This is a genomic window from Anaerotruncus massiliensis (ex Togo et al. 2026), assembly GCF_030825285.1.
In the GTDB taxonomy this organism is placed as follows: Bacteria; Bacillota; Clostridia; order Oscillospirales; family Ruminococcaceae; genus Anaerotruncus; species Anaerotruncus massiliensis.
This window is the reverse complement of sequence record NZ_JAPJQF010000025.1, coordinates 22,704-35,691: the sequence shown is the minus strand read 5'-3', so window position 1 is coordinate 35,691 and position 12,988 is coordinate 22,704. Positions and strand designations below refer to the sequence as shown.

The window sequence follows — 12,988 nt, the reverse complement described above, 5'->3', positions numbered from 1 at the left end:
GGGGGGCGTGCTCGAGGGGGCGGCGCCGGGGACGGTCCTCGTGGACATGAGCTCGATCGCGCCGGGCGCTTCGCAGGAGATTTCGGCGGCCTGTGCGGAAAAGGGGGTCAAAATGCTCGACGCGCCGGTGAGCGGCGGCGAGCCCAAGGCGGTCGACGGGACGCTGTCGATCATGGCGGGCGGCGAACGGGCGGTTTTCGACGCGGTCAGGCCGGCGCTGCTCTGCATGGGCGCGAGCGCCGTCTGGTGCGGTGAGATCGGCGCGGGCAACACGACCAAGCTCGCCAACCAGGTGATCGTCGCGGCGAATATCGCGGCGGTTTCCGAAGCGATGATGCTCGCCCGCCGCGCGGGGGTGGACCCCGCGCGGGTATTCGACGCGGTGAAGGGCGGGCTCGCGGGCTCGGCGGTGCTGAACGCCAAGACGCCGATGATGCTTGAACGCAATTTCGCCCCGGGCTTCCGCATCGACCTGCACGTCAAGGACCTCGGCAACGCGCTCGAGACAGGACACGCCGTCGGCGCGCCGCTGCCGCTGACCGCCGCGGTCATGGAGATGATGCAGACGCTGCGCGCCGACGGCCGCGGCGGAGACGACCACAGCGCGCTGGTGGGATTTTATGAGAAGATCGCCGGAGAGACGATCGCTTAGGGGGGCCTCGCCCTAAGCGCCGTTTCCGGGGACTTTGAAAGGTACCCCGCGCCACGCTTCGTCAAGCGCGGAACAAAAAAACGTCAGGCGGCCGCCCGTTTGGGCGGCCGCTCCTTTTATGCGGGTTATGCAGGCGCGGAAGGGGGATATCGGCAAAAAAGGCGGCGCGCATCCCGGAGGGCAGCCGCCCGTCGGCCCGGAATGCACGCCAATCTGCGAAAAGAGAAAAGAAAGGGACAGAGAAAAAAGAAGGAAATAGAAGTGGTCAAATATTGAAGAGCAGTTCCCCATAGGTCGGGAAGGGCCAGTATGCCTTGCCGGTGAGCGATTCGAGCTCGTCTGCGGCGGCGCGCAGCTCCTGCATGGCGGCGAAGAGGGCGCCCGCGCAGAAATCGGCCTGCTCCTTGGCGGAGGGGAGCTCCCCGAGCCGCCGGAGCTGCTCTTCCAGAAGCTCGGTCCTGCGGTAGACGCCTCCCTCCAGCTCCGAGAGCCTGCCGAGCAGCTCGCGCTCCATGACGCAGCCCAGCTCGCGGTCGAACGACTGCTTGGCCAAGGCGGCGGCGGTGAGGTCCTTCACGTAGGCGTTGACCGCCGGGAGGATCTCCTTGCGCGACATCTCCAGCATCGTCTGCGCCTCGATCGCGAGGGTCTTGGCGTAGCTTTCCAGCAGGATTTCGTAGCGGGAACGCATCTCCGTCTCGGTAAAGATCTGATGCCTGGTGAAGAGCGCGATGTTCTTCGGGCTCACAAAACAGGGGAGCGCCTCGGGGGTGGTGCGCAGGTTGAGCAGGCCGCGCTTTTCGGCCTCCCGCTTCCACTCGTCGCTGTAGCTGTTGCCGTTGAAGATGATGCGGCGGTGCTCGCGGATGACCCGCCTGATGAGGTCGTGCAGCGCGCCGTCAAAGTCGTCCGCATTTTCCAGCGTGTCGGCGAACCGGCCCAGCGATTCGGCCACGATCGTGTTGAGGACGATGTTCGGCCCCGAAATCGAGAAGGAGGAGCCGAGCATGCGGAACTCGAACTTGTTGCCGGTGAAGGCGAAGGGGGAGGTGCGGTTGCGGTCGGTGGCGTCCTTGGGGAAGCGCGGGAGGACGTGCACGCCCACGCGCAGCTCCCCGGCGCTCTGTGGGTCGTAGGGTGTTCCGCTCTCGATCGAGTCGAGGATCCCGGTCAGCACGTCGCCCAGGTAGATCGACACGATGGCGGGCGGGGCCTCGTTTGCGCCGAGGCGGTGGTCGTTGCCCGCGCTCGCGACGGACACGCGCATCAAATCCTGGTAGTCGTCGACCGCCTGGATGACGGCGGCGAGGAAGAGCAGGAACTGCGCGTTCTCCTGCGGGGAATCGCCCGGCTCGAGCAGGTTCTGCCCCGCGTCGGTGGAGAGGGACCAGTTGTCGTGCTTGCCGCTGCCGTTGACTCCCGCGAAGGGCTTTTCATGCAGCAGGCAGACCAGCCCGTGACGATCGGCGACGTTCTTCATCAGCTCCATGACGAGCTGGTTGTGGTCGGTCGCCGCGTTGGTGGAGGTGTAGATGGACGCCAACTCGTGCTGGGAGGGCGCGACCTCGTTGTGCTCGGTCTTGGCGAGGATGCCCAGCTTCCACAGCTCCTCGTCCAGCTCCTTCATATAGGCGGAGACGCGTGGCTTGATCGCGCCGAAATAATGGTCCTCCAGCTCCTGTCCCTTGGGGGGCTTCGCGCCGTAGAGGGTGCGCCCGCAGAACACCAGATCCCGCCGCTGCCGGTAGAGGGCCTTGTCGACGAGGAAATACTCCTGCTCGGGGCCGACGGTGGTGACCACCCGCCGGACCCCTTCGTTCCCGAAGAGGCGCAAAATGCGCAGCGCCTGCCGGTTAAGCGCCTCCATTGAGCGGAGCAGGGGGGTCTTCTTGTCGAGCGCCTCGCCCGAATAGGAGTAGAAGACGGTGGGGATGCAGAGGGTGCGGTCCTTGATGAAGGCGTAGGAGGTGGGGTCCCAGGCGGTGTAGCCGCGCGCCTCGAAGGTCGCGCGCAGGCCGCCGGAGGGAAAGCTCGACGCGTCCGGCTCCCCCTTGACGAGCTCCTTGCCGGAAAATTCCATGATCACGCTGCCGTCGGAGGAGGCGGAGATGAAGCTGTCGTGCTTTTCGGCGGTGACGCCGGTCATCGGCTGGAACCAGTGGGTGAAATGGGTGCATCCGCGCTCGACGGCCCAGTCCTTCATGGCGTTGGCCACGACGTTGGCGATGTTGACGTCGAGCTTCTTGCCGTTCTCGATCGTGTTCCGGAGGGCCCTGTAGGTCTCCTTGGGCAGGCGCTGCCGCATCGCGCGGTCATCGAACACCATGCTGCCGAAGATGTCGGGGAGTTTGTTCGCGCAGTTTGCAGTCATGACAGATGCTCCTTTCATTTCGCTGGCGCAAAAAAGAAATAAAAAAGAGGCGCCGCGGGCTGGAACCCGCAGCGCCTTTGCTGTGCATGTCGTTATTATAGGCGGCTGGAATCCCGATGTCAATGGGGTTTTGTAAAGTTGGTGCGATTTATCCGTTTAACCTGCCGAATCATTTGTGAGTTTCGGTGAATCTGCCAAAATCGCAGGATTTGCATGACAAATATGCAGGATTCTCTTGACACACCTGCATATTTCCCGGTATAATCAATAGGAACAAAGGCGTTCGTCAAGGACGCGCCCGCTCTGCGGCGCGTCCTCTGGTGGGCGTCTTCTTTCATTTTTGAAAGAAGTGGTGGAAGCGATGCAGAAAGAGAGAAAACGAGAGGGAGACGTCCGGATTCCGTCCGGTTGCGCGATCTCGGGGATCTTCCGTCGGGACGGCAGGCGGATCGGCGGGGAAAAGATCGTCGAGTCGATCTCGGTGATGCACGACCGCTCCAACGGGCTGGGCGGCGGCTTCGCCGGGTACGGCATCTACCCCGAGTACAAGGACCTCTATGCGTTCCACGTGTTCTATGAGTCCACCGCCGCCCGGCAGGAGTGCGAAGCGTTCCTCGAGCGGCATTTCGACATCGTGAACCTCTCGAAGATCCCGGTGCGCAGGACGCCCCGGATCACCGACGAGCCGCTCATCTGGCGGTATTTCGCCGCGCCGCTGCCGACGAGGCTCGCGGCCAGCCAGCTCGACGAGCGGGAGTTCACCGCGCGCTGCGTCGTGCGGGTCAACAGCACGGTCGACGGGGCGTACATCTTTTCGAGCGGCAAGAACATGGGCGTCTTCAAGGCGGTCGGCTACCCCGAGGACGTGGGGGCCTTTTACCGTTTGGAGGAGTATGCCGGCTACTGCTGGACGGCGCACGGCCGCTACCCGACCAACACGCCCGGCTGGTGGGGCGGCGCGCACCCGTTCGCGCTGCTCGACTACTCGGTCGTCCACAACGGCGAGATCAGCTCCTACGACGCCAACCGCCGCCATATTGAAATGTTCGGCTACCGGTGCAATCTGCTGACCGACACCGAGGTCATCACATATGTGATCGACTACCTCGTCCGCCGTCAGGGCCTCTCACTCGAGGAGGCGGCGAACGTGATCGCCGCGCCCTTCTGGTCGACGATCGACGGTCTTCCCGCCGAAAAGCGGGAGCGCATGACCTACCTGCGCAACGCTTTTTCCTCCCTGCTGATCACCGGCCCGTTTTCCATCCTGCTCGGCTTTACGGGCGGCATGATGGCGCTCAACGACCGCCTCAAGCTGCGGTCGATGGTCATCGGCGAAAAGGGCGACACGACCTATGTTGCCAGCGAGGAATGCGCCATCCGCGCGGTCGAGCCCGCGCTCGACAAGCTTTGGGCGCCGCGCGGCGGCGAACCGGTCGTCGTGACCCTGAAGGGAGGCGTACGGTGATGGAGGCATTTGGCTTCTTCTATCCGGAATACGAGGTGGTCCGCGACGGCGGCCGCTGCACCGTCTGCCGCGTCTGCGAGCGGCAGTGCGCCAACGGGGTGCACACTTACGACCCCGAGCGGGGCGTGATGCTGGCCGACGAGACGAAATGCGTCGACTGCCAGCGCTGCGTCTGCCTCTGCCCGGCGCGGGCGCTCAAGATCGTGGAAAGCGGCAACACCTTCAGGCGCGACGAGAATTGGACCGCCCCGGCCATTTCGGAGGTCTGCCGGCAGGCGGGCAGCGGCGGGGTACTGCTCTCCTCGATGGGAAACCCCGGGAAATATCCCGTCTACTGGGATCGGATGCTGATCAACGCCTCGCAGGTGACGAACCCGCCGATCGACCCGCTGCGCGAGCCGATGGAGACGCGCACCTTCCTGGGCGCGAAGCCCCAGAGGATCGAGCGGGACGAAAAGGGGCGGATCAAAAACAACCTCGCCCCCCAGTTGGAGCTGGAGGTGCCGGTTATGTTTTCCGCGATGAGCTACGGCTCGATCTCCTATAACGCCCACGCGGCGCTCGCGCGCGCGGCGGAGGAACTGGGCACCTATTATAACACTGGCGAGGGCGGCCTGCACGAGGACTTCTACCGCTACGGCAAAAACACCATCGTGCAGGTGGCCTCGGGACGGTTCGGGGTGCATAAGGACTATCTGAACGCGGGCGCGGCGATCGAGATCAAGATGGGGCAGGGGGCCAAGCCGGGCATCGGCGGGCACCTGCCCGGGCGGAAGATCGTGGGCGACGTCTCCCGTACCCGCATGATCCCCGAGGGGTCGGACGCGATCTCACCGGCGCCCCACCACGACATCTATTCGATCGAGGACCTACGCCAGCTCGTCTATTCCCTCAAGGAGGCGACCGGATATCAAAAGCCGGTCATCGTCAAGATCGCGGCGGTCCACAACGTCGCGGCGATCGCCTCGGGCGTCGCGCGCTCGGGCGCGGACGTCATCGCGGTCGACGGGTTCCGGGGCGGCACCGGCGCGGCGCCCGCCCGCATCCGCGACAACGTGGGCATCCCCATCGAGCTCGCGCTGGCCGCCGTCGACCAGCGGCTGCGCGAGGAGGGTATCCGCGGGAACGTGTCGGTCGTCGCGGGCGGCTCGATCCGGTCCTCCGCCGACATCGTCAAGGCCGTCGCGCTCGGCGCCGACGCGGTCTATATCGCGACCGCCGCGCTGCTCGCGCTCGGCTGCCGCCTCTGCCGCTCCTGTCACCAGGGCCGCTGCAACTGGGGCATTGCAACCCAGCGCCCCGAGCTGGTGCGCCGCCTCGACCCGGAGGCCGGGGCGCGGCGGCTGGTAAACCTTGTCACCGCCTGGAAGCACGAGATTGAGGAGATGATGGGCGGCATGGGCATCAACTCGATCGAGGCGCTGCGCGGCAACCGGCTGATGCTGCGCGGGATCGGCATGACTGACAGGGAGCTTGAGATCCTCGGCATCCGGCACGCCGGGGAATAGGAGGGATCCACATGAGGATCACGGCGGGAAACATGCATTTCCGGGAGCTCAATGAGCAGATCCGCGCCTGCCCCGACGCGGAGATTGAGATCGACGGCTGCCTCGGGCAGCGGTATATCGGCAGCGGGCTCGCGGACAAGACACTGCTGGTGGGCGGGATCCCGGGCAACGCGCTGGGCGCCTACCTCGACGGCGGCACGATCGTGACGGAGGGCAATGCGCAGGACGCGGCGGGCGACACGATGAACGACGGGGCGATCATCATCCACGGCTCCTGCGGCGACGGCGCGGGCTATGCCATGCGCGGCGGGAAAATCTATATCCACGGGGACGTGGGATACCGCGCGGGCATCCACATGAAGGCCTACCGCGGAAAGCTGCCGGTCCTTGTCGTGGGCGGCACGGCGGGCAGCTTTCTCGGGGAGTACCAGGCGGGCGGCGTGATCGTCGTGCTCGGCCTGCGCAGGCCCGCCGGGACGCCGCTCACCGGCTATTTCTGCGGCACCGGCATGCACGGCGGGAAGATGTTCCTGCGCTGCCCGGAAAGGCCGGAAGGCCTGCCGGAACGCATCCGCGCGGCGGAGGCCTCCGCCGCCGACCTTACGGAGATCGGCGGGTACCTGGACGAGTTCTGCGCGGCGTTCGGCGAGGACCGGCGGGAGCTGCTCGCCGAACGGTTCTGGGTGCTCACGCCGGACGGCGAAAATCTCTACCGGCGGCTTTATACGAGCGTCTGATCCGTGCTGTCATGCCCATAGACCAATCCCCCCGTGAACGCGGGGGCCGGAAGGAGACTGTCAAATGGATACCACCGTATCGGAGGTCCTCCGGTTCGTGGAGGAAAACGGCGTGAAATTTGTCCGGCTGGTCTTCTGCGATATTTTTGGCGCGCAGAAGAACATCGCCATCATGCCCTCCCAACTGAGGCGCGCCTTCGGACAGGGCGTCTCGTTCGACGCGTCCGCGGTGCGCGGCTTTCTGGACGTGACGGAGAGCGACCTCTTCCTGGTGCCCGACCCGGGCACCCTGTCGGTGCTGCCCTGGCGGCCGGCGCAGGGACGGGTGGTGCGCTTTTTCTGCGGCATCCGCTACCCGGACGGCAGGCCGTTCGAGGGGGACGGGCGCGGGCTGCTCGCCGAGGCCGCCGCGCGGGCGGGGCGAGAGGGCTTCACCTGCAAATTCGGGCCCGAGTGTGAATTTTATCTCTTCACGACCGACGAGGAGGGCTACCCCACCCGCACCCCGCACGACCGCGCGGGCTACTGCGACCTCGCGCCCTGCGACCGGGGGGAGAACGTGCGCCGGGAGATCTGCCTGACGCTCGAGGAGATGGGGCTTTCGCCCGAGCGGTCCCACCACGAGCAGGGCCCCGGTCAGAACGAGGTGGACTTCCACTGCGCGGGCCCGCTGGAGGCGGCCGACAACCTGATGGCTCTGCGCATGGTCGTCAAGGCGGTGGCGGCGAAGAACGGCCTCTACGCCTCCTTCCTGCCCAAGCCCCTCGAGGGGGCGAGCGGCAGCGGCCTGCATGTGAACCTCTCCCTCTGCCGGGAGGGGCGCAACCTCTTCGACCGCTTCGGCGTCCGCCCGGAACCGGAGGCGCTCGGCTTTACGGCGGGCATTCTGCGCCGCGCGCGGGAGATCACCGCCTTCCTCAACCCGCTGGCCAACTCCTACCGGCGGTTCGGCGCGTTCGAGGCGCCGGGCGTGGTGAGCTGGTCGGGGCAGAACCGCTCCCAGCTCGTGCGGGTGCCCGCGGCGGAGGGGGAGTCGAGCCGCATCGAGCTGCGCTCCCCCGACCCGGCCTGCAATCCCTACCTTGCCTTCACGTTGCTGATGGAGGCGGGGCTCGAGGGGGTGCGGGAGGGTCTGGAGCTCTGCCCGCCCGCCGACTTCGACCTCTACGGCGCGAACGCGGCGGCGCTCGCGGGATACGAGCGCCTGCCCGCCTCGCTCGGCGAGGCGCTCGCGCTCGCGTCGGAGAGCGGCTTCATCCGCCGGGCGCTGCCCGGGCGGATCGTCGAAAACTTCCTCGCCCACAAGCGGCGGGAGTTTGAGGAATGGGAAGCGGCCGAGGACAAATTCGGCTTCGAGCTTGAGCGGTATTTCGGGCGCACCTGAAGGGGCGGGCCGTTTTGACGGAAGGGGGTGTCGGGTTTGGAGGAGCGGATGCTCTTGGTTTCAGGGGAGAGGGGCCGCGCCGCGCTCGAGGGACTCATGCGCGAATGCGGTTTTTCGGCCGTGCGCGCCGCCGGAAGCGGCGGCGAGGCGCGCAGGCTGTTCTCGGAGGGCGGCTTTGAGCTGGTGCTCGTCAACACCCCGCTGCCCGACGAGTTCGGGAGTGCCCTGGCGCTCGAAACCGCGCGCGAGAGCGACGCGGGCGTCGCGCTGCTCGTGAACGCCCCGCAGGCGGACGCGGTTTCCGCCGAGGTGGAGGACTTCGGCGTCTTTGTCGTGGAAAAGCCGTTTTCCCGGCCGATGCTCTTCCAGTCGCTGCGGCTGGTGCTCGCCTCCCGCCGCCGGATGCTCGGCCTCCAGCGGGAGAATGTCCGCCTCAACGAAAAGCTCGAGGAGCTGCGGCTGGTCAGCCGCGCCAAGGGGGCGCTCATGCGGGTGCTGGGGATGACCGAGCCGCAGGCGCACCACTACATCGAGAAACAGGCGATGGACCTGCGCGCCACGCGGCGGGAGGTCGCGCGGAGGATCCTCGGCGCCTGCGACGAATAGACATATCCCCGCCGCGCGCGGGAAAGCTAGAATGACCGAACGGGAAGGGAAGGCGGAAAAACCGATGGGCAAACAGGAGACCAGCTATATCTTTGTGACGGGGGGCGTCGTTTCGGGGCTCGGCAAGGGCATTACGGCGGCGGCGCTCGGGCGGCTGCTCAAGGCGCGCGGGCTCACCGTGGCGGCGCAGAAGCTCGACCCCTACATCAACGTCGACCCGGGCACGATGAGTCCCTACCAGCACGGGGAGGTCTTCGTGACCGAGGACGGGGCGGAAACTGACCTCGACCTCGGCCATTACGAGCGGTTCATCGACGAGGACCTCAACCGGTTTTCCAACCTCACCTCGGGGCGGGTCTACTGGAATGTGCTCAACAAGGAGCGCGCGGGGGAATACCTCGGCGAGACGGTGCAGGTGATCCCCCACGTCACCAACGAGATCAAGTCGTTCATCTATTCGGTCGGCCGCGAGACGGAGGCCGACGTGGTCATCACCGAGATCGGCGGCACGATCGGCGACATCGAAAGCCAGCCCTTTCTCGAGGCGATCCGCCAGATCTCCCGCGAGCTCCCGCGGGGGCGGTGCCTCTTCCTGCATGTGACGCTCGTCCCCTACCTCAAGAGCTCGGGGGAGCACAAATCCAAGCCCACCCAGCATTCGGTGCGCGAGCTGCAGGGTATGGGCATCATGCCCGACATCATCGTGGCGCGCTGCGACGAGCCGCTCGAGGAGGGCCTGCGGCAGAAGATCGCCCTCTTCTGCAACGTCGAGCCCGACTGCGTCGTCGAAAACCGCACCCTTCCCGTCCTCTACGAGGCGCCGCTCATGCTGCACGGGGCGGGGCTCGACGACATTGTCTGCCGCAGGCTCGGGCTCGAGGCGCATGGGGACGGCCTCGGCGAATGGACCGCCATGTGCGGGCGGATCGCGCGCGCGACCGAGCCGGTGGAGATCGCGCTCGTCGGCAAATACGTCGAGCTGCACGACGCCTACCTTTCGGTCGCCGAGGCGCTGCGCCACGGCGGGTACGAGTGCGGCGCGCGCGTCGTCATCCGCTGGGTCGACTCCGAGACGCTCACCGACCGCAACGTCGCCGAGCGCCTCGCGGGCTGCGGGGGGATCATCGTGCCGGGCGGCTTCGGCGGCCGCGGCGTCGAGGGGATGATCCGCGCGGCGCGCCGTGCGCGGGAGGCCCGGATCCCCTATTTCGGCATCTGCCTCGGGATGCAGGTCGCCGTGATCGAGGCGGCGCGCTCGCTGGCGGGCCTCGCGGGGGCCGACTCCCGCGAATTCTCCCCCGGGGCGGAGCACTGCGTGATCGACCTCATGCCCGACCAGCGGGGCGTCGTGCCCAAGGGCGGCACCATGCGGCTGGGCGCCTATCCCTGCGCCGTCGCGCCGGGCAGCCTGCTGGAAGAGGCGTACGGTGCGCGGGAGATCCGCGAACGCCACCGCCACCGCTACGAGGTCAACAACGACTACCGGGAGCGGCTTGTATCGGCCGGGGTCCGGCTGTCGGGCCTTTCGCCCGACGGGCGGCTCGTCGAGGCGGTCGAACTGCCCGGCCACCCCTTTTTTGTCGGGGTGCAGTACCATCCCGAGTTCAAATCCCGCCCCAACCGGGCGCACCCGCTCTTCCGGGAGTTCGTCGCGGCGAGCCTGCGCGCGGGGCGCGGGGCCGGGTGAAATTTGCCTTCGGCGGTTGACACGGAAAAGCGCCGGTGCTATACTATGGAAAAATCCAGAAACCGATGAGCGAGAGTAGTAGGGACCGCCGGGTGTGTCCAGAGAGCCGACGCGGGTGGGAGTTCGGCAGCACAGGCGATTTTGAATGGACTCGCGAGGGCGGCCCGAAACCGGGAGGGAGTAGGCGCCGACGGGGATCCCGTCCGTTACCAGGGGGTGCGCGTGCCTGCGCGCAGAACGAGTGGGCGGTTTCGGCCGCCAATCTGGGTGGTACCGCAGAAGCAAAGGCTTTTGTCCCTGTTTTGGGACAGAAGCCTTTTTTGACGCAATTTTGCCGAAGGGAGTCGATAGAGATGTCAAAGGGACGGTTCGGCGTCCACGGGGGACAGTATATCCCCGAGACGCTGATGAACGCTGTGATCGAGCTGGAGGAGGCTTACGCCCGCTGGAAGGACGACCCGGGCTTCGTATCCGAGCTGGAGGGCCTGCTCAAGGATTACGCGGGGCGGCCGTCGCTGCTCTATTACGCGGAAAAGATGACGAAAGACCTGGGGGGCGCGAAGGTCTACCTCAAGCGGGAGGACCTCAACCACACCGGCTCCCACAAGCTCAACAACGTCCTCGGGCAGGTGCTGCTCGCCAAGCGGATGGGCAAGACCCGCGTGATCGCCGAGACGGGCGCGGGACAGCACGGGGTCGCCACGGCGACCGCGGCGGCGCTGATGGGGATGGAATGTGAAATCTACATGGGCGAGGAGGACACCGTCCGCCAGGCGCTCAACGTCTACCGGATGGAGCTGCTCGGCGCGAAGGTGCACCCCGTCAAAACGGGCACCCGCACCCTCAAGGACGCGGTCAACGAGACGCTGCGCGAGTGGACGGCGCGGGTGTCGGACACCCATTATGTGCTCGGCTCGGTGATGGGGCCGCATCCCTTCCCGACGATCGTGCGGGATTTCCAGAGCGTGATCGGCCGGGAGGTCCGGGCGCAGCTGCTCGAGAAGGAGGGCCGCCTGCCCGACGCGCTGCTCGCCTGCGTGGGCGGCGGCAGCAACGCGATGGGGCTCTTTTACGACTTTATCGGCGACCCCCAGGTGCGGCTGATCGGCTGCGAGGCGGCCGGGCGCGGGGTGGAGACGGGCGAGACCGCCGCGACGATCGCGGTGGGCACGCCGGGGATCTTCCACGGCATGAAGAGCTATTTCTGCCAGGATGAGTACGGGCAGATCGCGCCGGTCTACTCGATCTCGGCGGGGCTCGACTACCCGGGCATCGGCCCCGAGCACGCCTGGCTGCACGATACAAAGCGGGCGGAATACGTCTCGATCACCGACGACGAGGCGGTGGACGCGTTTGAATACCTCTCCCGCACCGAGGGGATCATCCCGGCGATCGAAAGCGCCCACGCGGTGGCCTACGCCAGGAAGCTCGCGCCGCGGATGGGGAAGGACCAAATCGTGGTCGTCAATCTTTCGGGCAGGGGCGACAAGGATGTCGCCGCCATCGCCCGGTACAGGGGGGTAGCGCTCTATGAGTAAGCGGATTCGGGAGGCGTTCTCCCACGGCAAGGCGTTCATTCCGTTCGTAACGGCGGGCGACCCGTCGCTCGAGGTCACCGCGCGGCTGGTGCCCGCGATGGCGGCGGCCGGGGCCGACCTCATCGAACTGGGGATTCCCTTTTCCGATCCGGTGGCGGAGGGCCCGGTCATCCAGCAGGCCGACGAGCGCGCGCTCGCGGCGGGCGCGACCACCGACCGCATCTTCGAGCTTGTGCGGCAGATCCGCCGGGAGACGGACGTCCCGCTCGCCTTCATGACCTATCTGAACCCGGTCTTCACCTACGGGGCCGAACGGTTCCTCAAAGCCTGCGGGGAGACGGGCGTCGACGCGCTGATCGTCCCCGACATGCCCTTTGAAGAGAAGGGGGAGCTCGCCCCCTTCTGCAGGCGGTACGGCGTGGACCTCGTGTCGCTCATCGCGCCCACCTCCAGAGAGCGCATCCGCATGATCGCGGCGGAGGCGGAGGGCTTTCTCTACTGCGTCTCCTCGATGGGGGTGACGGGGGTGCGCAGCCGGATTACCACCGATATCGGCGGCATGGTCGCCGAGGCGAAGCGGGTGTCCGACGTCCCCTGCGCGGTGGGTTTCGGCATCTCGACCCCGGAGCAGGCCGCCGAAATGGCGAAGCACGCCGACGGCGCGATCGTCGGCAGCGCGATCGTGAAGCTCGCCGCGAAATACGGCGCGGACTGCGTGCCCCATGTGGAGCGGTACGTCCGCGAGATGAAGGCGGCGCTCAACCTCGGCTGACCCGCCCCGCCGGCTCGGCGGAGATGGAAAAACGGCCGGTCCGCGAGGGAACGGACGGGCAAAAAATTTTCTGCGGGCGGTGTCCCTTTTTGGGGGCCGGGATGGTTTGTAGTATTAGGTGGTTCCGATGCTGCCAGATGTTGTCTGCCGTTTTGGGATTGTTCACAATTCGGTCATAAGAATAACATTTTTGCCACAGGAAAATCGGGTATCATTGGAACACGGACAGAGAAGGGCGGCGACCCGCCGCACGACAGAGAAACTGATT

10 protein-coding genes are annotated in these 12,988 nt (G+C 66.5%); 9 read left to right on the top strand and 1 reads right to left on the bottom strand.

The window, feature by feature from the left end:
* Window positions 1-652, top strand: a 652-nt coding sequence (locus tag RCI06_RS08980; protein WP_306575667.1) for an NAD-binding protein, incomplete at its 5' end; no start/stop codon positions are given.
* A gap of 265 nt (window positions 653-917) precedes the next feature.
* Here RCI06_RS08980 and RCI06_RS08975 read toward each other — a convergent pair.
* Window positions 918-3,023, bottom strand: coding sequence for a glutamine synthetase III (locus RCI06_RS08975; protein ID WP_277138444.1), 2,106 nt, complete (start codon window positions 3,021-3,023; stop codon window positions 918-920).
* Between the two features lie 361 nt (window positions 3,024-3,384).
* Here RCI06_RS08975 and RCI06_RS08970 point away from each other — a divergent pair, with 361 nt between their 5' ends.
* From RCI06_RS08970 to trpA, 8 genes are all read left to right on the top strand, one after another.
* Entirely contained in the window at window positions 3,385-4,488 is a 1,104-nt protein-coding gene (locus tag RCI06_RS08970; RefSeq protein ID WP_101552074.1) for a glutamine amidotransferase family protein, read from the top strand.
* On the top strand, window positions 4,488-5,996 hold the full coding sequence (locus RCI06_RS08965) for a glutamate synthase-related protein (protein ID WP_101552072.1): 1,509 nt from the start codon (window positions 4,488-4,490) through the stop codon (window positions 5,994-5,996). Before RCI06_RS08970 ends, RCI06_RS08965 begins: the two co-directional genes overlap by 1 nt.
* Before the next feature lie 11 nt (window positions 5,997-6,007).
* Complete coding sequence (locus RCI06_RS08960; RefSeq protein WP_101552070.1) at window positions 6,008-6,733, top strand: glutamate synthase; 726 nt, start codon at window positions 6,008-6,010, stop codon at window positions 6,731-6,733.
* Window positions 6,734-6,797: 64 nt separating this feature from the next.
* Window positions 6,798-8,117, top strand: a complete 1,320-nt coding sequence (locus RCI06_RS08955; protein WP_306575663.1) for a glutamine synthetase family protein — start codon at window positions 6,798-6,800, stop codon at window positions 8,115-8,117.
* Window positions 8,118-8,165: 48 nt separating this feature from the next.
* Complete coding sequence (locus RCI06_RS08950) at window positions 8,166-8,723, top strand: ANTAR domain-containing response regulator (RefSeq protein ID WP_101553268.1); 558 nt, start codon at window positions 8,166-8,168, stop codon at window positions 8,721-8,723.
* 31 nt (window positions 8,724-8,754) lie between these two features.
* Entirely contained in the window at window positions 8,755-10,410 is a 1,656-nt protein-coding gene (locus RCI06_RS08945) for a CTP synthase (protein WP_288234554.1), read from the top strand.
* Window positions 10,411-10,763: 353 nt separating this feature from the next.
* A complete protein-coding gene (trpB, locus tag RCI06_RS08940; RefSeq protein ID WP_276871557.1) occupies window positions 10,764-11,948 on the top strand; it encodes a tryptophan synthase subunit beta in 1,185 nt (394 codons plus the stop codon).
* Entirely contained in the window at window positions 11,941-12,720 is a 780-nt protein-coding gene (gene trpA / locus RCI06_RS08935) for a tryptophan synthase subunit alpha (protein WP_288234556.1), read from the top strand. Before trpB ends, trpA begins: the two co-directional genes overlap by 8 nt.
* Window positions 12,721-12,988: the final 268 nt, after the last annotated feature.